This window comes from Amycolatopsis sp. NBC_01307, assembly GCF_035975215.1.
Taxonomy (GTDB): domain Bacteria; phylum Actinomycetota; class Actinomycetes; order Mycobacteriales; family Pseudonocardiaceae; genus Amycolatopsis.
In genome coordinates, this window is record NZ_CP108403.1 from 1,353,936 (window position 1) to 1,374,769 (window position 20,834).

A 20,834-nucleotide genomic window follows, 5' to 3' on the forward strand; every position below is an offset into this window, starting at 1 on the left:
CGTCAGCGAGCCGCCGGAACCGGCGCGAGGGCCGGGATCCGCGTCGGCAGGGTCCGCCAGATCTCCGGGGTGTAGAAGTGCCCGCCGGGCAGCTCGACGTGCTGGTACCCGTTGCGGGCCAGTGATTTCCACTGCGCGGCCGTCTCCGGCACGATCACGTCGTCGTCGGCCCCGGTGAGCACCTGCAGCGGGACACCGACCGTCGCGCCTTCGGTGTAGCCGAACGTGTCCCGCACCCGGATGTCGGCCCGCATGAGCTCCAGGGCCATCTCGCTCAGCTCCGGGTCGTCGAGCACGTACCCCGGCAGCAGGCCGTTGGTGCGCATCCACATCACCAGCTGCTCGTCGGTGTCCTGCTGCGCGGGGAACATGTCCCGCGGGGTGAGGCCGCGGCTCGGCGCGTTCGCCGACGACACGATGAGCGTCTCCGGCAGCGGGCCGCCCCGGCGCTGCAGGCGGTCCGCGACGTCGAACGCCATCCAGCCGCCCATGCTGTGCCCGAACAGCAGGTACGGCCGGGGCGCGGCGGCCGCCGTCACGGCTTCGGTCGCGTCGTCGGCGAGCGCGTCCCAGTCGGGGGCGAAGTCGTCGAGGAAGCGGCCGTCACGGCCCGGGTAGCAGATCGTCACGAGCTCGACGTCGGGTGGCAGCACGTCGGCCCACGGCAGGTACGGCCCGGAGCCGCCGCCGCAGAAACCGAGGCACACCAACGTCTTCGTCGCGTCCGGATTGGGCCGGGCCCGGACCACGATGTTGGGGAGGTTGTCCATCGCCGTGCTCCTTTCAGCTCGCGCCGAGCGCCGTGACGTGCTTGGCCAGGTCGGCGAGCCGCGGGTGCCGGTAAACGTCCTTGGTGGACACCGGGACGCCGAAGTTCTTCTTCAGCCGCGCCACCACGCGCAGCGCCACCAGCGAATGCCCGCCGAGGGCGAAGAAGTCGTCGTCGGCCCCGACGCCGTCGCGGCCGAGCACCTCGGACCAGACGTCCGCGATCAGCTCCTCGACCGGCCCGCTGGGCGCCGCGCCGCCTTCGGCGACCGGCGCGGGCAGGGCCGCGGTGTCCAGCTTGCCGTTGGCCGTGCGGGGCAGCGCGTCGAGCCGGACGTACGCGGTCGGGACCATGTGCTCCGGCAGCTTCGCGGCCGCCGCGACCTGCGGCTGCTCGCCGCCGACGTGGTAGGCCACCAGCTGGTCGTCGCGCAGGACCACGGCCGCGGCGGTGACGCCGGGAGCGTCGCGCAGGACGGCCTCGATCTCGCCCAGTTCGATCCGGTACCCGCGCAGCTTCACCTGGCGGTCGCGCCGCCCGGTGAACTCCAGGGCGCCGCCGGGGGACCAGCGGACCTCGTCGCCGGTCCGGTACAACCGGGTGCCGGGCTCGCCGAAGGGGTCGGGGACGAACCGCTCGGCGGTGAGGCCCGGCCGGCCGAGGTACCCGGCCGTGAGCCGGGGCCCGGACAGGTACAGCTCGCCCGCCGCGGCCGGGCGCAGGGCGTCGTCGAGGACGTGGGCCCGGATCCCGGCCAGCGGCACGCCGATGTGCGGCCCGCCGGGCCCGGCGATCCAGGTGGCGGTGGCGTCCACAGTGGACTCCGTGGGGCCGTAGAGGTTGAGCGCCTCCAAGGGGCTTTCGGCCAGTTCGCGCCACATCGGTTCCGGGATCGGCTCGCCGCCGATGAACAGCCGCAGCGAGCGCCCGAGCAGGTGCTCGCGCAACGCCGTCCAGTGCGACGGCGTCAGGTCGAGGTCGGTCACGGCGCACTCGTCCAGCCAGGCCACCAGCCGGGCCGGGTCGGTCCGGTGGTCGTCGTCGAGCACGACGACGCTGTCGCCGCGGCACACCCGCGCCCACTGCTGCACGGACGCGTCGAACGACACGCTGGCGTTCCACGCGACGACCCGCGGCTCGCCCGCGTACATCCCCGCCTGCTCCAGCGCGGCGACGAGCGCGGCCACCGCGCCGTGGTGCGCCGGGACGCCCTTGGGCCGCCCGGTCGAGCCGGACGTGTAGATCACGTAGGCGGCGTCGAGGTCCGACACGGCGGTGTCGTCCGTGCGCGGGCCCTCGGCGGCGGGGTCGACGACGACGGCGTCCGCCGGGAGCCAGGCCGGGGTGGTCGTCGAGACCAGGGCGCGGATCGCCGCGTCACCGGCCATGAAGGCGAGCCGGTCGGCCGGGTAGGTGGGGTCGAGGGGGACGTAGGCGGCGCCGGTCCGCCAGACGGCGAGGAGGGCCACCACCAGATCGGTGCCCCGGCCGAGGCCGACGCCGACCCGGTCGCCGCGGCCGACGCCGTGCGCGCGCAGGGCACCGGCCAGCGCCGCGGTCCGGCGGTCGAGTTCGGCGAAGGTCAACGCGGACGCGGTGTCCCGCACGGCGATCCGCTCGGGCGCGCGGCGGACCGCGTCGCGCAAGCGGGGGAGCAGGCCGGCCATCAGAGCGCCTCGTTCGCGGCCGGGGGCACGGTCGGCGCGCAGCCGGCGACGTCGACCGGCTCACCCATCGCGACGACGATCTTGCGGTCGCCGCGGAACGGGTCGCGTCCGTGCGTGGACAGGATGTTGTCGACGAGCAGCAGGTCGCCCGGCTGCCACTGCTTGCGCACGGTCGCCGAGTCGTAGGCGGCGTCGAGCGCGGCCAGCTCGTCGCGCGTCAGCGGGGAGCCGTCGCCGATCGCGGTGTTGAACGGCAGGTCGTCGCGGCCGAACTCGTCGATCAGCGTCTCGCGCAGCTCCTCGTCGAGTGACCACTCGTTCCAGAAGGCCAGGTGGTTGAACCAGACCTCCTCGCCGGTGACCGGGTGGCTGATGACGCCGGGGCGGACCTGGCTGGTGCGCAGGTGGCCGTCGTCGAGCCAGCGGCACGCGATCAGGTTCTCGGCGCAGTAGCGTTCGACGTCTTCCCGGGTGGTCGCGGCGAACGCGGTCTGCCAGTCGGTGGAGATGTGCTCGGAGTAGCTGCGGTTGAGCAGCCAGCCGTGCGCGCGGACCTTGGCCACCAGCTCCGGCGGCAGCGCGCGCAGCACCTTCCGGACGTCCGCCACCGGCGTCGCCCCGCCGTCGGCCGGCGCGATCAGGCAGGAGAACATCAGCAGCCCGGGGAAGGTGAGCGTGTAGCTGTTCTCGTTGTGCATCCGGATCCGCTGCGCGGCGGGCAGGTCGGTGGACGAGAAGACGCCGTTGCCGAAGTCGCTGCGCGGCGTCGCCTTCTCGCGGTACGGCGTGCGGGCCGGCATCAGCGTGTCGCGCACGACGCCGAAGTCGTCGACGCTCGCGATCGGCAGGCCGCGCAGGTGCAGGGAGCCGTGCCGGTGCAACGCCGCCCGCAGCGACGGCGCCGCCGCGGCCAGCCACGCCACCGCGTCGTCGAGGCCGGTCAGCCCGCCGACCTCGGCACTCGCCGGCTCGCCGGGCTCGACCACCCAGTCGAGCGGCAGGAACTCTTTGACGCCCAGGGAACCCATCGTTTGTCCTTTCGCCTGACCCGCAGCGGGCGTCCACAGTGGAACCACCCGGTTCGCTCGTCCGCCGACGCTAGGCGGGTTCGCGGCCGCGCGGCGGCAGCCGGTGCGGCAGTGCGGCGGCAGTTTCCGCCCGCGCCGGGTTGTCGCCGCCGTCCTGCCGCCGCAACTGCCGGTCGGGCCCGGGTGCCGCTCCTAGGTTCGGGAGCGTGACTTCGGAACTCCGCCCGGTCGCCGTGGTCAGCAGCACGGCGTCCGACGCGCACACCTGGAACCTCGTGTACCTGCAGCTGCTGCTCGAAGAGCTCGGCTTCGCGGTGACGAACCTCGGCGCGTGCGTCCCGGACGACCTGGTGGTGCGCGAGTGCCGCCGGCTGGACCCGGACCTGGTGGTGCTCAGTACCGTCAACGGCCACGGCCACACCGACGGCCTCCGGCTGGCCCCGCGGCTGCGGGCCGTGCTGGCCGGCGCGGCGCTGGTCATCGGCGGCAAGCTCGGCGTCGACGGCACCAGCGGCCGCGAGTCCGTGCTGCGGGAGGCGGGCTTCGACCGCGTCTTCGGCGACGGCGACATCGGTGCCTTCCGCCGCTACCTGGCCGACCTGCCGGTGCGGGTGACGTCGTGAGCGTGCCGTTCGGGGCGTTCGTCGCCCGGGAGCACGCGGCGGGCCGCCTGGTCGTCCAGCCGCGGATGGGCTTTCCGGCGCCGTCGGCCATGCGGGCCGGGCTGCTGGCCACCCGCGACGCCGCGGCCACCACGGTCGGCACCCTGACGCTCGACAGCTACACCCGCGTCGGCGACCTCGTCGCGGCGGCCCGCGCGCTGGCCGGCGGCGCGCCGCTCAACGGCTTCCCGCTCGTCACCCACGGCCCCGAGGCGACCCGCGCGATGCTGGACGGCGTGCTCGGCCCGGACTTCCCGGTCCAGGTGCGGCACGGCTCGGCCCGGCCGCAGGACATCGTCGCGACGCTGGTCGCGGCCGGTCTCGACGCGACCGAGGGCGGGCCAGTCTCGTACTGCCTGCCCTACAGCCGCACCCCGCTGCGGACGGCGATGCGGCACTGGGTGGCGGCCTGCTCGCAGTTGACGGCGGCGGGCGACACCGCCCACCTGGAGACGTTCGGTGGCTGCATGCTGGGCCAGCTCTGCCCACCGGGCATGCTGGTCGCGATCAGCGTGCTGGAGGCGATCTTCTTCGCGCAGCAAGGCATCCGCAGCGTCTCGCTGAGCTACGCGCAGCAGACCGACCCGGCACAGGACGAGGAAGCGGTGCGGGCGTTGCGCCTGCTGGCCGCGCGGTACCTGCCCGGCGTCGAGTGGCACGTCGTGCTCTACGCCTACATGGGCGTCTACCCGCGGACGCCGGCCGGCGCCGCCCGGCTGCTGACGTCCGCCGCGCGCCTCGCGGTGCGCTCCGGCGCGGCCCGGCTGATCGTGAAGACGGCCGCCGAGGCGCACCGGATCCCGACCATAGGGGAGAACGTCGACGCGCTCGAACTCGCCGCCCGCGTCGCCGCCGCGACCGCCGCCGGGGCCGACGTCGAGGACACCGGGATCCACGCCGAAGCCGCGACGCTGGTCGAGGCCGTGCTGGCCCTGGAAGACGACCTAGCCGGCGCGCTGCCGGCGGCGTTCGCCCGCGGCCTGCTCGACATCCCCTACTGCCTGCACCCGGACAACGCCGGGCGGGCGCGCAGCTACCTCGACCCCGCCGGCCGACTGCAGTGGGCGGACACCGGCGGCCTGCCGATCGGCCCGGCACCCGGTGGCGCGCGGTCGCGGCGGACCGGCTCGGCCGAGCTGCTGGCCGCGCTGTCGCACGTGGAACGGAAGTTCGACACGCCCCCGCCCGTCCGGGCCGGGGCCCGACCCGGAGGAGCGTTATGACCGACACCCACGACGGCGAACTGCCACCCGCGCTGCCCGTGCACCTCGCCTCGCCCGTCACGCAGAGCGCGTTGCGCGTGCAGCACCAGGTGCTGATCGCCGTGCGCGAGTTCCTCGGCGGGGAGGGTTTCACCGAGCTGCTGCCGCCGGTGATCGGCCCGGTCACCGACCCCGGCGTCCGCGGCTCGAAGCAGCTGGACGTCGACTACTACGGCCACCGCTACAAGCTCATGACCAGCGGAATCCTGTACAAGCAGGCGTCGCTGCTCGGGTTCTCGAAGATCTTCTACATCGCGCCGAACGTCCGGGCCGAACCGGTCGAGACGTGCTCGACGCGCCGGCACCTCGCGGAGTTCCACCAGATCGACGTCGAGCTGGCGGGCGCGACCCGGGCGCAGGCCCAGGGCGTCGCCGAACGGCTGGTGACGCACGTCGTGAAGCACGTGCTCGCGACCGTCCCCGGCGAGCTGACCGGGCTGGGCCGCGACCTCGCGGACCTGGCCGACGTCCTCGCCGGCGCGTTCGGCCGGATGACGCACGCCGCCGCCGTCACCCGGCTGCACGACCTCGGCCACCCGCAGAGCCCGGACGCCGAGATCGACTGGGAAGGTGAAGAACTGTTGTCCCGTAAGGCGTCGCAGCCGTTCTTCGTCGACGACTACCCCAAGGGCTCCCGCGGCTTCTACGACCGCGAAGCCACCACCGAGCCGGGCATCCTGCGCAACTTCGACCTCCTCGCGCCCGGCGGCTTCGGCGAGCTGGCCAGCGGCAGCGAACGCGAGTCGGACTACGCCCGGATCGTCACGCGGATGCGGGAGACGGGCGAGAACCCGGCGAAGTACGGCTGGTACCTCGACATGGTGCGCGAAGGCATCCCCGCGAGCGCGGGCTTCGGGCTGGGCCTGGAGCGGCTCGTCCGGTTCCTCACCGGCCTCGACGCGGTGTGGCGCGTCAACGCCTACCCGAAGGTCCCGGGCCTGGTGGCCCCGTGAAGGCGGCGGGCTTCCCCGAAGCGGCCGTCCGGGACCGAGCCGTACGAGGAGCGGCGGCGGTGTTCCCGGCGGAATCCGCGTACGGCGGCGAGGCGTTCGGCGGCGTCTCTCCCGATGGCGACGCGTTGGACCGGGCGCGGCTGGTACCGCCGGTGTTCGTGCCGCTGCGGCTGGAGAAGCTGATCGAGCTGGGCCGCGAGCCGCTGTTCTCCGACGTCGACCTGACCACGGCGATCGGCGGCTTCGCGTCGTCGCTGCCGGTGTTCCTGTCGGCGTTCGGCTCGACGCAGCTCGGCGGCGGCGACCTGGCGGTGGCGGCGTCGCGCCAAGCCGGCCGGCTTGGCATCCCGATGGTCGTCGGCGAGAACGTCGTGCCGGTCAAGGGGTACACGAACGCGCTGCTCACCCGCGTCCGGGCGTACACGGACGAGGTGCCGGACGGGCTGGGCGGCGTCGTGGTGCAGCAAAGCACCGAGGACGCCGACGCCGAAGTCTGGAACCTCGTGTACAGCGACCCGGCGTCCGCGCAGCTGCTGGCCACCGGCCGGCTGGGCTTCGAGCTGAAGGTGGGCCAGGGTGCGAAGCCGGGCCTGGGCGGGATGACCCTGCTGGACGCGGCCACGGCGGCCCGCGTCGACAGCCAGTACGCGCTCACGGACCTCTTCGAGGACCGCGTGTTGCGCTCCGGCAGCCCGGGGACGTTCACCGGCGAGATCCTGCGTCAGCAGATCCGCTTGATGCGCAACAACTTCCCGCGGGCCCGCGTCTGGGTGAAGCTCCCACCGGGCCGGGACATCGCGGAGGCCACGAGTGCCGCCTGGGCGGCGGGCGCGGACGCGGTCACGGTCGACGGCGCGGAAGGCGGCACGGGCTGGGCGCCCACGGCGTTCCTGGACCACGTGGGCTTGCCGCTGGCGGAATGCCTCCGCCGGATCGGCCCCCCATCGGGCTGCCTGCTGGCGGGCGGCCGCATGTGGGAGGGCACTCGGGTGGTCAAGGCCCTGGCACACGGCGTCCGCGCGGCCGCCCTGGGCCGAGCGGCCCTGCTGGCGGTCGACGAAGACCGCACGGAAGGCCTGGTACGGCTGGTGGCGGCCCTGGCACTGGAGGCAAGACTGCTGATCAGCGCCCTGGGCAAGTACCGCCCCGACGCCCTGACAGCCGACGACCTCTGGCCCGCTGCCGCTGCCTCCGGTGCCGCCGGGGAACTGCCGCTCGACCTGCCGGTCCGGGCCGTCCCGACGGCTTAGCTTTTCCCCAGTGGCGCGCTTCGCGCCCAGCACTCCGCAGCCCGCGAGGCTGCCGCGGCTGGTCGTGAGTGGTAATGAGGGTTCTAACCCGAATTACCACTCACGACAGGGCAGCCGCAGTCCATGTCCGTCCTTTGTGGTCAGTTCGGGGTGAGCCCAGCATGTCGGTGCAGGACGAGAAACCGGCCGTGACGATCGACTCCTTCGACCTCGGCGAGCTGACCGGCCCGCCGGTCGCGGTGCCGGTGCGCATCGCGCGGATCGCCGCCCGGTGGCCGGGCCGCCCGGCGCTGCGCTCCGGCGACCGGGTGCTCACCTACGGTCGGCTCGACGAGCTGACCGCGGACCTCGCCGGCCGCCTGGCCGCCGCGGGCGTGCGACCGGGTGACGTCGTCGCGGTGCGCGGCACGGACCGCTTCGACCAGGTCACCGGCCTGCTCGCGGTCTGGCGGGCCGGAGCGGTCCACCTCGCCCTCGACCCGGCGGCGCCCACCGGACGCAACGAGCGCCTCACCGCACTGGCCGGCGCACACCTCATCCTCGACGGCGGCGACCTGCTGGCCACCGAGCGCACCGACGGCCTGCCGGACCCGGCAGCGCCCACGCACCGCCGAACCGCGCCGGACCTGCCCGTCACCGGCGACCGGCTCGCCTACCTCATCCACACCTCCGGCACCACCGGCGAACCCAAGGCCGTCGCCGTCGCGCACGGGCCGCTCGCCGCGCACGTCGAAGCCATCTCCGCCCGCTTCGGCCTCCGCGCCGACGACGTCGTCCTCCACTTCGCACGGTCCACGGTGGACGTCGCGGTCGAGCAGATCACCACCGCGCTCACCGCCGGCGCCTGCCTGGTCGTCCCCGAAGCGAAGCTCCTCTCCGCCGACGAGTTCTGGCAGCTCCTCGACGCCGAGCGGGTCACCGTCGCGAACGTCGCCGCCGGGTACTTCAACGACCTCGTCGCCGCGATGAAGTCCGTGCCGAAGACGCTCCGCACCATGATCTCCGGCAGCGACCGGCTCTCCCCGGCCGCGGCCGCCGCCTGGACCGAGCGCACCGGCGTCCGGCTGCTCAACGCCTACGGCCCGACCGAAACCGTGATCACCTCGACCGTCCACGAGGTCCGGCCGGGCCGGGCGATCACCGTCGGCACCCCCGTCGGCGACCGCGTCGCCCACCTGCTCGACGACCGCCTTCAGCCCGTCGACGAGGGCGAGCTCTACCTGGGCGGCTCCCTCCTCGCCACCGGCTACCTCGGCGACGGCCGCCGCACCGCCGAGCGCTTCCTGCCCGACCCGGTCACCGGCGGCCGGATGTACCGCACCGGCGACCGCGCCCGCCGCACCGCCGACGGCGAGCTGGAGTTCCTCGGCCGCGCCGACGACCAGGTCAAGATCCGCGGCTTCCGCGTCGAGCCCGGCGAGGTCGAGAACGCCCTGGCCCGGCACCCGGCCGTGACCGCCTGCGCCGTCGTGCCCCGCGAGTCCGCGAACGGCACCCAGCTCGCCGCGTACGTCGTCACCCACAGCACCCTCGGCTACCCGGAACTGCGCGACTTCCTGGCCCAGTCCCTGCCGGACCACCTGATCCCGGCGAGCCTGACGCCCCTCGACCACCTGCCGCTCACCGCCGCGGGCAAGGTCGACCGCGCCGCCCTGCCGGAACCCGCCCGCGCCGAGACCGGCCACCGCGCCCCGCGCACCCCGGACGAGCAGCTGCTCGCCGCGATCTGGGCGGACGTCCTCGGCGTGCCGCGCGTCGGCCTCGACGACAACTTCTTCCACCTCGGCGGCGACTCGCTCACCGCCGTCCGCGTGGCCGGCCGCGTCCTCGAGGTCTTCGGACCCGTGTCGCCGTACCAGATCTTCGACGCGCCGACGCTCGCCGCGTTCGCCGCCGCGATGCACGACGGCGTCGGCGACGACCGCCCCGGCCCGGTCCGCGCCCCCGCGTCCGAAGGCCCGCTCTCGCGGTTCCAGCGCGGTCTGTGGCTCCTCGACGCCTGGCAGCCGGGCACGTCCACCTACAACGTCCCGTGGGTCTTCGACTTCACCGGCCCCCTCGACGCCGACGCCCTCCACAAGGCGCTCCAGCAGGTCGTCGACCGCCACGAGGCGCTGCGCACGACCTTCGAGGTCGCCGGAACCCTGCCCCGGCAGGTGATCCACCCGCACCTCGAGGTCCCGTTCACCATCACCGACGCTTCGGACGCGGCCGCGTTCATCGCCGCCGACGCCCGCATTCCGTTCGACCTCGAAACCGGCCCGCTGCTCCGCGCCCGCCTGGTCCGGACGTCGGAAACCACCGCGAGCCTCATCCTCGTCTTCCACCACATCGTCTGGGACGAAGGCTCCCTCGGCGTGCTCGACCGGGAGCTGCGCGAGTACTACACCGCGCTGCTCGACGACCGTGCGCCGCGCCTGCCGGACCTCGCGATCCAGTACGCCGACTACGCGAACTGGTTGCGGGACAACGGCATCGCCGAGTCCCAGCTCGACTACTGGGCCGAGCACCTGCGCGGCGTCCCGGACCGCCCGGCCCTCGTGCCCGACCACCCGCGTCCCGTCGAACCCGCGCAGCGCTGCGGCTACCACCGCTTCGCCTTCGACGCCGACCTCGCCCAGGCCGTCCGGGAGTTCGCGCGGGACGCCGACGCCACGCCGTTCATGGTGCTGCTCGCCGGGCTCGTGCTCGCCGTGCACCGCACCGGCGGCGCGGCCGACCTCGTGGTCGGCACCCCGGTCAGCGTCCGCGAGCGCCCGGAGCTGGACGCGCTCATCGGCTACTTCATCACGCTCGTCCCGCTGCGGTTCCGGATCGAGCAGGACGTGACCCTGCGGGAGGTCCTCGAGCACGTCCGCGGCGTCGCCCTCGACGGCTACCGCCACCAGGACGTCCCCCTCGAAGACATCACCGGCCGGGTGCTGGGGGAGCGCTCCGGCGACCGGAACCCGCTGTTCCAGCTGGTCTTCGAGATGCACACCGCCGACCCGAGCCCCGAGCCGTTCGGGCCGGCCGCGGTGGAGCGCAGGCTGCACGTCAACGAGCTGTCCCGCTTCGACCTGTCGTGGTCGGTCGAGGACGACGGCACCGGCTTCACCGGCCGGATCGAGTACGACACCGACCTGTTCGACGCCGCGACCCTCGCCGCCCTCGGCGCGCAGTGGCGGACGGCGGTGGCCGACCTGGTCACCGACCCGGACGTGCCGCTCCACGAGGACGTCACCCCGGCCGGCCTCGACGTCCCGGTCCACGAGCTGTTCGAGCACCAGGCCACCCGGACCCCGGACGCCGTCGCGCTGATCTCCGGCGACGCCGAGCTGACCTACGCCGAGCTGAACGCGCGGGCCAACCGCGTCGCGAGGCGCCTGCGCACCCACGGCGTGACCGAAGGCGACGTCGTCGCCGTCCTGATCGACCGCGACGCCGACCTCGTTGTCGCGCTGCTGGGCGTGCTGAAGGCCGGTGCCGGCTACACGCTGCTGGACCCGGAACTGCCCGAGGCTCGCCGAGCGGACGCCGTCAACGCCGTCGACGCCCGGCTGGTCGTGGACCGCGAGTTCGTGGCCGCCGCCGACGGACCCGACGACGACCTCAGCCTCTCCGTCAGCGCCGACGCCGTCGCCTGCGTGATGTTCACGTCCGGGTCCACCGGCCGGCCGAAGGGCGTCGCGGCGTCGCACCGCGCCCTGGCCGGGACGTACCTGGAGCAGGACTACGCGCTCTTCGCGCCCGGCGAGGTGTGGCTGCAGTGCTCGCCGGTGTCGTGGGACGCCTTCGGCCTGGAGGTCTACGGCCCGCTGCTGTTCGGCGGCACCTGCGTGCTGCACCCCGGCCAGCGGCCGGACCCGGAGACGATGACCACGCTCGTCGCCCGCCACGGCGTCACGCAGCTGCAGCTCTCGGCCAGTCTGTTCAACTTCCTCGTCGACGAGTTCCCCGCCATCTTCGCCGGCCTGCGCGTCGTCTTCACCGGCGGCGAGCGCGCCTCGGTGCCGCACGTGGCGCGGCTGGCCGAGCGGTACCCGCACATGCGGATCGTCAACGGCTACGGCCCGGTCGAGAGCATGGGCTTCACCACCTGCCACGTCGTCGGCCCCGCCGACCTGGCCGCGCCGGCGCTCCCCATCGGCGTCCCCGTGGCGCACAAGGACATTCGCGTGCTCGACGACCACTTCCGGCCGTCCGCCGCGGGCGAGCTGTACGCGACCGGCGCCGGCTTGGCCCTCGGGTACGCCGGGCAGCCGGGCCTCACCGCGGACCGGTTCCTGCCCGACCCGCTCGGCCCGCCGGGTTCGCGGATGTACCGCACCGGCGACGTCGGCGGCCGCACCCCGGACGGCACGCTGACCATCACCGGCCGCGCCGACGACCAGGTGAAGATCCGCGGCTTCCGCGTCGAGCCCGGTGAGGTCGCCGCCGCACTGGCCCACCACCCGGGCGTCAAGGACAGCGCCGTCGTCGCCCACGACGGCCGGCTCGCCGCCTACGTCGTCGCGCGGGACACCCCGCCCGGGTACCAGGACGTCTGCGACCACCTCGCGACGCTGCTGCCGGACTACATGATCCCCGAGAGCGTCACGGTCCTGGACGCACTTCCCTTGACCCCCAACGGAAAGCTCGACCGGGCCGCGCTTCCGGCGCCGGCGTCGGTCGCCGCCGAGGCGCCGGCGGAACCGGCCGTCACCGCGGCCGAGCAGCTGGTCGCGGCGGTCTGGGCCGAGGTGCTCGGGCTCGACGCGGTCGGCGTCGAGGACAGCTTCTTCCGGCTCGGCGGCAACTCCCTGGCCGCCGTCCGCGTGGCCCTGCGCCTGTCGACCGAGACCGGCACCCGCGTCGCGCCGCGGCTGGTGTTCGCGGCCCGGACCGTCCGGGCCCTGGCGCAGCGGCTGGAGGTGCGGGCATGACCGGCCGCACCGTCCCCGTTTCCGCGCTCCAGCGCGGAATGTGGTTCCTCGACCGCTGGAACCCCGGCTCCGCCGCCTACACCGTGCCGTGGGTGTTCACCTTCGACGCGCCCGTCGACCCGGACGTCCTCGAGCGGAGCATCGCCGGGATCGTCCGGCGGCACGAAGTCCTGCGCACGACGTTCTCCTTCGGCCCGGACGGTCCACAACAGACGGTCCACGACGACGTCCGCGTCCCGTTGCACCGCGGCGACGCGGACATGAGCACCGGCTTCGACCTCGAGACCGGACCACTGCTGCGCGCGTCCCTGGTGGACACGACGACGCTGGTTCTCGTCGTCCACCACATCGTCTGGGACGGCTGGTCGTCCGGCATCTTCGAGCGCGAGCTGGCGGAGAGCTACACGGCCATCGTCGAAGAACGCGAACCGGTCCTACCGCGACTGTCCACTCAGTACGCCGACTGCGTCGCCGAACCGCACGACGACCAGCTGGACTACTGGCGTGAGCAGCTGCACGGCGCACCCGAACGCCTCGCGGTGCCCACCGACCGGGAGGCGCCGGCGCAGCAGGACTTCGCCGGCGACACCCGCGCGTTCGCGCTCCCGGCCGGGCTCGCCGGCCGGATCGGCGAGCTGGCCGCCGACGCGGACGCGACGCCGTTCGTCGTCCAGCTGGCCGCGTTCGCCGCGCTCCTGAACCGCTACACCGGCGTGGCCGACCTGGTCGTCGGCACGCCGATGTCGACCCGCGACCGGCCGGAGCTGGCCGACCTGATCGGCTACTTCGTCAACATCCTGCCCTTGCGGCTGCGCGTGGATCGCGCCGCGAGCTTCCGCGAGCTCGTGGAGCAGGTGCGTGACACGGCGTTCGACGCGTACGCCTGCCTGGACGTCCCTTTCGACGTCGTGGTCGACGCGCTGGCCCTCGAACGCTCGGCCCGGCACGCACCGCTGGTGCAGGTCGTCTTCGGCGCGCACGCGGAAGACTCCGAACCGCTGCGGTTCGGGCCGGTCACCGCGACCCGGCGGGTGCACCACAACGGCACCAGCAAGTTCGACCTCACCTGGTCCACCTTCGACGACGGCGAGCTGCGCGGCGAAGTCGAGTACCGCACGAGCCTGTTCGACGCGGCCACGGTGGACCGGATGACCGGTCACTGGCGCACCCTCCTGGACGTCGTGCTGTCCGAACCGGACAGTCCACTGTGGAAGATCGACCTGGAGCCGTCGTGGTCCGCCGAGGTCACGGCGTCTGTGCCGCGCTGCCTGCACGAGTCCTTCGAGGACGCCGCGGACCGGTTCCCCGATCGTCCCGCCGTCACCTTCGACGGCGTTTCCTTTAGCTATGCCGAACTGGATCGGCGCGCCAACCGGCTCGCGCACGCCCTGATCGCCGACGGCGTCCGCCCCGGCGACCGCGTCGGCCTGCTGCTGGACCGCACCGACGCGATCGTCGTCGCCATCCTCGCCGTGCTGAAGACCGGCGCCGCGTACGTGCCGGTGGATCCGGCGGCTCCGGACGATCGCGCCGCCTTCGTCTTCGGCGACACCGGCGTGCGGCTGGTCGTCACCGACCAGGCCACTTCCGGTCCGTGGCCCGTGTTCGACCTCAGCCGGGACCTCTCCGGTCTGCCGGACGATCGGCCGGGCGTGCCGGTCCGGCCCGGTGACCTGGCCTACCTGATCTTCACCTCCGGCTCGACCGGCCGCCCCAAGGGCGTCGCCGTGGCCCACGAGCACGTCGGACGGCTGATGGAGTCCGGGCGCGCGCACTTCGGGTTCACCGAGACCGACGTGTGGACGCTGTTCCACTCCTACGCCTTCGACTGGACGGTCTGGGAGCTGTGGGGACCGCTGCACCACGGGGGCCGCCTGGTCGTCGTGCCGTACCTGACGAGCCGGTCGCCGGAGGCGTTCGCCGCGCTGCTCGCGGACGAAGCCGTGACGTGCCTCTGCCAGACGCCGTCGGCGCTGCGCCAGCTCGAACTCACCCTCCGCACCGGGCCCGCGTTGCCGGCGTTGCGGCAGGTGATGCTCGGCGGCGAGGCCCTCGATCCGGCCGTCGTGCGGCGCTGGTCCGCGCTGGGGCTGACGGCGTCGCTGTGCAACCTCTACGGCATCACCGAAACCACCGTGCACGTCACCACCCACGACGTGACCCGCTTCGAACGCAGCCTGATCGGCACGCCGCTGCCGCACCTGAGCGCGCACGTGCTCGACGACTGGCTGCGGCCGTGCCCGACCGGCGTGCCGGGCGAGCTGTACATCGGCGGCGGCGCGCTCGCCCACGGCTACTGGGGCCGGGCGGGGCTCACCGCGCAGCGCTTCCTGCCGGACCTGTTCTCCGCGACGCCGGGCGCGCGGCTCTACCGCACCGGCGACGTCGCGCGCCGGCTCGCCGACGGCGGCCTCGAGTACGTCGGCCGGTGCGACAGCCAGGTCAAGCTCCGCGGTTTCCGCATCGAGCTCGGCGAGATCGAACACGCGCTGAGCGCGCACCCCGCGGTCGACGCCTGCGCCGTCACGGTGCGCGACGAGCGGCTCGCGGCCTACGTCACCGGAGCCGTACCGGACTACGCCGAGCTGCGCGCGTTCCTCGCGAAGTCGTTGCCGGAACACATGATCCCGGCGACGGTCACCGTGCTCGACCGGCTGCCCGTCACGGTCAACGGCAAGCTCGACCGCGCGGCGCTGCCCGCGCCGGCCGCGGCGACGTCGGCGATCGCTTACACCGCCCCGAGTACGCCGGGGGAGCGGCTGCTCACCGAGCTGTGGTCGGACGTCCTGGGCGTCCCGGACGCCGGGGTGCACGACAACTTCTTCCACCTCGGCGGCGACTCGATCCGCGCGGTCCACCTGGCGGGCAAGCTGCGCGACCGCGGCTGGACGCTCACCCTGCCCGACCTGTTCGCCGCGCCGACCCCGGCCGGCCTCGCGCCGCTGCTGCGGCCGTGTGCGACTGAGAAGGCGGTCGTGGAGCCGTTCGCCGGACTGTCCGAAGTGGACGTCGCGAAGCTGCCCGGCGACGTCGTCGACGCCTACCCGATGGCCGCGATGCAGCTCGGGATGATCTACCACATGGAGCTGTCCGGCGACGCCGGCGGTTACCACAACGTCAACAGCTACCGCGTCGCCGGCCGCCTCGACGAGCGGGCCCTGCACGCCGCGGTGGCCGCGGTCATCACCCGGCACCCGGTGCTGCGCACGAGCCTCGACGTCGTCGGCTACCGGCAGCCGATGCAACTCGTGCACGCCGAAGTCCCGACGCCGGTGGACACCGCCGACCTGCGTGGACAGTCCGAAGTGGAGCAACGCGCCGCCGTGACCGAGGCGTTCGACGCGTTCTGCGCGATGCGCTTCGACCTCCGGACGCCGCCGCTGTTCCGGGTCGCCGCCCAGCGTCTGGCCGACGACGTCTTCCAGCTGACCATCGCCGAGCACCACTCCATTTTGGACGGCTGGAGCTTCACCTCACTGCTCACCGAGATCCTGGAACGCCACGCCGACCCGGACGCCCCGCTCGCGCCGCCGCCCGCGTCGACGTTCCGCGACTTCGTCTTCACCGAACAGGCCGCGACGGCGTCGAAGGAAAGCGAACAGTTCTGGCGCGATCACCTCGACGGCGCGGACGGCGCGCTCTGGTCCGCCGACGGCGGCTCCGAGGCCGCGACGGCGGAGATCCCGCGCACGGTCGAGCGCGTGCTGCCGGACGCCCCGGCCCAGCTCGCGGCGATCGCGTCGGCGGCCGGCGTCCCGATCAAGGCCGCGGCGCTGGCCGCGCACGTGCGGGCGTTGCACCGGATCACCGGCCGCGACCGCGTCACCACCGGCCTTTCGGTCAACGGCCGTCTCGAAGAACGCAGCGGCACCGAGGCGTACGGGCTGTTCCTCAACACCGTCCCGCTGGTGGTGGACGGCACGGCGCCGGACCTCGTTCGCGACCTGCACGAGGCCGAGGTCGCCCTGCTGCCGCACCGCCGAGTCCCGTTCGCGAAGCTGGCCCGGCTCATGGCCGGACCGCGCCTGGAGACGTGCTTCGCGTTCCTGCGGTTCCACGCCCTCGGCCGGCTGGCCGGCTCGGCCACGAGCATCGTCGACGACCGGATCGGCTGCGAGCCGGACATGCGCTACGAGCCGACCAACTTCGCACTCGGCGTCGCACTGGTGCAGGACCCGTCGTCGGACCGCATCCTGCTCGCGGTCGACCACCTGCGGTCCCTCGTCCCGGACGAGCTCGCCGACGCCTACGTCACCGCCTACACCGAAGAACTCGCCGCACTCGCGGCGCCGATCCCCGTCAGCTGACCCAGGAAGGACTCCACAATGGACGCGTTCAAGGACTTCACCGTCGTCGTCAACGACGAGGAGCAGTACTCGATCTGGCCGGCCGAGCTGCCCACCCCCGCCGGCTGGCACGCCGCCGGAAAGAGCGGCAGCCGGGAGGAGTGCGTCGCCTGGGTCGACAAGACCTGGACCGACATCCGCCCGAAGAGCCTGCGCGTCGCGCTGGGCGTCTGAGATGCTGGAGACGATAGCCGCGGTCTGGGCGGAAGAGCTGGGCGTCCCCGAAGTCCGCCCGGAGGACGGCTTCTTCGAGCTGGGCGGCCACTCGCTGACGGCGTTGCGGGTGGTGTACCGGGTCCGGGACGAGTTCGCGGTGAACCTGTCGCTGAGAGACCTGATGTCCGCCAGAACCCTCACCGACTTCGTCAAGACGGTCCAGTCGGCCACCCAAACCCCAGCCCGGCCGACGGTCGCGCTGGTAGGCCGCCGGGGCACCCGATGACGCTCGCACCAAGCCCGCTACCGCCGATCGCGGGACCGGCAGGTCCCCGGCCCGCGATCGCGGGGGACTGGTGCTACCGGCCGCACCCGCTGCCGGCCGGGACTCCGCAGGCGGTGTGCTTCCCGCACGCAGGCGGCGATGTCACGGCCTTCGCGGGCCTGGCGGCGGCGCTGGCCCCAACCCTGGAGGTCTGGGCGATCCGTCTGCCGGGCCGCGGCGGTCGCTTTGTCGACCCGATGCCGGCCACCTTCGCCGCCTTGGTCACGGCGGTGATCGACGGCCTCGCCCCGTACCTGCAGCCGGGAGCACTGTTCTACGGCCAAAGCTTCGGTGCGCTCCTGGCATTCGAGGTGGCCCGCTCGCTACCGGCGGCTTCACGGCCACGGATCGTGATCCCGGCATGCGCGGCTCCACCGCCGGGTTGGCCGGGCTCGATCCCGCCGACCTCGGAGGGCGCTGCGGACCTCCTGGAGCGGTGTGGCCTGGCCACAGCCTTGCCGGACGACGAGACGATCCGCGAACTGGCGGTGGCGACAATCCGAACGGACCTGACGGTCTGCCGCAGCTACCGCTACCACCCGAGCCCACGGCCGGACTTCGCCATCCACGCGGTGGCCGGCGCAGACGACACGGCGCTCCGACCGGCCACGCTGGCGGGCTGGGCCGAGGCAACAACGGGCTGTTTCACGGCATCAACCGAACCCGGCGGCCACCTCCTGGCCACACCCCTGTCCGCCGGCCCCGCCGACCTGCTCCGCACCCTGCACCTCGGCCGGTCGTGAGTGGTAATTCGGGTTAGAACCCGAATTACCACTCACGACCGCCAGACCGCCGCCCGCCCGAAGCCCGGCGATCGTTACCGGCGCTTGCGCTACGTCAGCGGACCCGTCAGACCAATTGCACCCGCGCCGCGCCGGACCAGATCTTCGCACCACCCGGACCTGTCGAACCTGGCCCCGCAGTGCCCGGACCTGCCCCCGCGCCATCTGGACTTGCCGCACTGCTTGCACCTGGCCCCGCACTGCCGGACCCGCCCTGAAACCACCGGACTTGCCGCACCCGTCCGCACCGCACCACCGGAACCGCCCCCACAACCCGCCAGCACCACCGGAAATGCCCGCCTGAGGAGGCACTCGTGTCCACCGCCACCGTCGATCTGACCGATCCCGGCCTCTGGGCCCGGCCCGACGTCGGCGGCATCGTCGCCGATCTGCGGGCTCAGGCTCCCGTCCACCGCACCGAAACCGCGCTCGACGGGGCCGTCTGGTCCGTGCTCGGTTACGACCTCGGCTCCCGCGTCCTCACCGACGCGGCCACCTTCAGCTCCACCGGCGGGTCGTTGCTCGGGACCGGTGGCACCCCGGCCGGTGCGGACAAGATGATGGCGCTCTCCGACGGGCCTCGGCATCGTGAACTCCGGGCGCCTGTCCTGCCGTATTTCTCACCCAAAGGTGTGCGCGGCGCGGCTCAGAGCATCACCGAGCTGGCCAACAAGGTGATCGAAGACGCTGTCGAGCAGGGTGAAGCCGATCTCGTCGACGTCCTCGCCACCGTGCCGCTCGTCGTGATGTGTGATCTGCTCGGCATTCCCGGCGACGACCGCGAGCTGGTCGTCTCCGTCTGCGACGAAGCCTTTCTCGCCCAGACGCCGGACGCGCGCCGCGCCGGGCATCAGAAGCTTCTGCCTTACCTGTTCGAGAAGGTCGTCCAGCGGCGCAAGCACCCCGCCGACGATCTGATCAGCACCCTCGCCACCCACCGCATCAACGGCCGGCGCCTGCCGATCGAGGACGTCGTGCTCAACCTCGACAACATCGTCGTCGGCGGGGTGCAGACCGTGCGGCACACCGCGGCCATGAGCGTCCACGCGCTGATGCAGCGCCCCGACCTCTGGAAAGCGCTGGCCGGCGGCGCCGACCTCGACCTCGCCACCGACGAGCTGCTGCGGTTCACCTCCGTCGGCCTGCACGTCCTGCGCACCGCCACCACCCAGGTCGAGCTCGGCGGGCACGTCATCGACGCGGGCGACAAGGTCGCCGTCTGGACGTGGTCGGCCGACCACGACCCCACGATGTTCGACCGGCCCGACGAGCTCCTGCTCGACCGGTCGCCGAACCGGCACCTCGCCCTCGGCGTCGGCGCGCACTACTGCATCGGCGCGCCGCTGGCCAAGGCCGAGCTGAAAGCGATCTACGCCGCCCTGCTGGATCAGGTCGCCGTGCTGGAACCGGCCGGCGACGCGGTGCACAACCGCTCGATCATCAACTTCGGCTTCGACCACCTCCCGGTGCGCCTGCGGGCCCGCTGAGCGCGACGGAACGGACACCAGCCATGACACAAGCACCCGTGCGAGAGACCAAGCCCGCCGCGATGTGGGGCAAGGTCGGCCTCCTGCTCACCGGCCAGGGCGTCTCCCTGATCGGCGACCAGGTGTTCTTCATCGCCGCCGTCTGGGCCGCCGCCCAGCTCGGCGGGACGGCCGCCGTCACCTGGGTGACCCTGGCCGAGTCCGTGCCGCGCGCGCTCGCGATGATCTTCGGCGGCGTCATCTGCGACGCCTTCGGGCCCCGCTCGGTCCTGCTGCGCACGACGTCGGTGCGGATCGCCGTGCTGGCCGTCTCGGTCGTGGTCGCGCTGTCCGCGCAGTCCGTGACGCTGCTGGTCGTCGTCGCGGCGCTCGAAGGCGCGATGCTCGGGCTCGGGTCGCCGTCGTTCGGCACGCTCATGCCGCGCATGGTCCCGAAAGACCGCTTGAGCACGGCGAATTCGGTCCGCACCATGGTCGCCCGGTTCGCCCCGATCCTCGGGTCGCCGTTCGGCGCCTGGCTGGTCGCGACCGGGCACCTCGGTGTCGCCCTCGCCGTCGTCTGCGGTGGCTGCGTGGTCTCGCTCGTCTGCCTCGCCCCGGCGACCAGGGCGATCGACGCGCCGCGCACCGTGTCGAGCGTTCCGCTGTGGCGCCGCTCGGGTGACGGCCTCAAGCTGCTGCGCGCCGACCGCCGCCTGCGGTTGCTGTTCCTTTCCGGGCTGTGCCTGGACTTCGCGTTCGCGTGGCCGATGAACCCCGGCCTGCCCGAGGTCGTCATCGAACGCGGCTGGGCCGTCTCCGCGGTCGGTCTCCTCATCGCCTGCTGGGCGGCCGGCGCGCTGGTGTCCGCCGGGCTCGGTGCCCTGCTCGGCGACCGCGTGCCGATCTCGGTGCGGCTCGTCGGCAGCGGGATCGGCATCGCCGTCCTGTTGCTGGGCATGGTCCTGGTGCCGTCGCTGTGGGCGATGGCCGCGATGGCCGTCGCGCTGGGCGTGTGCTCCGGGCAGAACGGCCCGGCCGCGGTGACGCTCTACCAGCAGGCCGCACCGATGGACCGCCTCGGCGTCGCCATGTCGATGGTGTCGCTGTCCGGCATCGGCTGCGCGCCGCTCGCCTACGCCGTGTCCGGCGCCATCGCCAGCTTCACCACCCCCGTCGTCGCCTGGATCTGCAGCGCCCTGCTCGCCTTCGGCGGGCCGGTGTTCGCGGCCCGGGCCCTGCGCCTGCCCCAGTGAAGGGATTT

The 20,834-nt window shown here is 73.3% G+C and carries 14 protein-coding genes; 11 read left to right on the top strand and 3 right to left on the bottom strand.

Annotated features, from left to right (window positions below; genetic code table 11):
- Positions 1-2: 2 nt before the first annotated feature.
- From OG439_RS05710 to OG439_RS05720, 3 genes are read right to left on the bottom strand one after another with little or no spacing between them, the layout of a single operon-like run.
- On the bottom strand, positions 3-770 hold the full coding sequence (locus OG439_RS05710) for a thioesterase II family protein (RefSeq protein WP_326948286.1): 768 nt from the start codon (positions 768-770) through the stop codon (positions 3-5).
- Between the two features lie 13 nt (positions 771-783).
- On the bottom strand, positions 784-2,436 hold the full coding sequence (locus tag OG439_RS05715) for a non-ribosomal peptide synthetase (RefSeq protein ID WP_326948287.1): 1,653 nt from the start codon (positions 2,434-2,436) through the stop codon (positions 784-786).
- Positions 2,436-3,464: a TauD/TfdA family dioxygenase gene (locus OG439_RS05720; protein ID WP_326948288.1), complete on the bottom strand. Its 1,029-nt coding sequence runs from the start codon at positions 3,462-3,464 to the stop codon at positions 2,436-2,438. Before OG439_RS05720 ends, OG439_RS05715 begins: the two co-directional genes overlap by 1 nt.
- Before the next feature lie 206 nt (positions 3,465-3,670).
- On the opposite strand from OG439_RS05720, the gene OG439_RS05725 reads away from it, so the two are divergent.
- From OG439_RS05725 to OG439_RS05775, 11 genes are all read left to right on the top strand, one after another.
- Complete coding sequence (locus tag OG439_RS05725; RefSeq protein WP_326948289.1) at positions 3,671-4,087, top strand: cobalamin B12-binding domain-containing protein; 417 nt, start codon at positions 3,671-3,673, stop codon at positions 4,085-4,087.
- Entirely contained in the window at positions 4,084-5,349 is a 1,266-nt protein-coding gene (locus tag OG439_RS05730; protein WP_326948290.1) for a methylaspartate mutase, read from the top strand. The genes OG439_RS05725 and OG439_RS05730 overlap by 4 nt, the downstream gene beginning before the upstream one ends.
- Complete coding sequence (locus tag OG439_RS05735) at positions 5,346-6,341, top strand: asparagine synthetase A (RefSeq protein WP_326948291.1); 996 nt, start codon at positions 5,346-5,348, stop codon at positions 6,339-6,341. The genes OG439_RS05730 and OG439_RS05735 overlap by 4 nt, the downstream gene beginning before the upstream one ends.
- Positions 6,338-7,591 (top strand): glutamate synthase-related protein, encoded by a 1,254-nt coding sequence (locus OG439_RS05740; RefSeq protein ID WP_326948292.1) that lies wholly within the window; start codon positions 6,338-6,340, stop codon positions 7,589-7,591. The genes OG439_RS05735 and OG439_RS05740 overlap by 4 nt, the downstream gene beginning before the upstream one ends.
- A 161-nt stretch (positions 7,592-7,752) precedes the next feature.
- Positions 7,753-12,495 (top strand): non-ribosomal peptide synthetase, encoded by a 4,743-nt coding sequence (locus OG439_RS05745; protein WP_326948293.1) that lies wholly within the window; start codon positions 7,753-7,755, stop codon positions 12,493-12,495.
- Positions 12,492-16,802: an amino acid adenylation domain-containing protein gene (locus OG439_RS05750; protein ID WP_326948294.1), complete on the top strand. Its 4,311-nt coding sequence runs from the start codon at positions 12,492-12,494 to the stop codon at positions 16,800-16,802. Before OG439_RS05745 ends, OG439_RS05750 begins: the two co-directional genes overlap by 4 nt.
- An 18-nt stretch (positions 16,803-16,820) precedes the next feature.
- The gene (locus tag OG439_RS05755) at positions 16,821-17,015 is read left to right on the top strand and encodes an MbtH family protein (protein ID WP_326948295.1); all 195 of its coding nucleotides are present in this window, start codon (positions 16,821-16,823) and stop codon (positions 17,013-17,015) included.
- Position 17,016: 1 nt separating this feature from the next.
- Complete coding sequence (locus OG439_RS05760) at positions 17,017-17,283, top strand: phosphopantetheine-binding protein (RefSeq protein WP_326948296.1); 267 nt, start codon at positions 17,017-17,019, stop codon at positions 17,281-17,283.
- A complete protein-coding gene (locus OG439_RS05765) occupies positions 17,280-18,065 on the top strand; it encodes a thioesterase II family protein (protein WP_326948297.1) in 786 nt (261 codons plus the stop codon). The genes OG439_RS05760 and OG439_RS05765 overlap by 4 nt, the downstream gene beginning before the upstream one ends.
- A 353-nt stretch (positions 18,066-18,418) precedes the next feature.
- Positions 18,419-19,591, top strand: coding sequence for a cytochrome P450 (locus OG439_RS05770; protein ID WP_326948298.1), 1,173 nt, complete (start codon positions 18,419-18,421; stop codon positions 19,589-19,591).
- Positions 19,592-19,614: 23 nt separating this feature from the next.
- On the top strand, positions 19,615-20,826 hold the full coding sequence (locus OG439_RS05775) for an MFS transporter (protein WP_326948299.1): 1,212 nt from the start codon (positions 19,615-19,617) through the stop codon (positions 20,824-20,826).
- Positions 20,827-20,834: the final 8 nt, after the last annotated feature.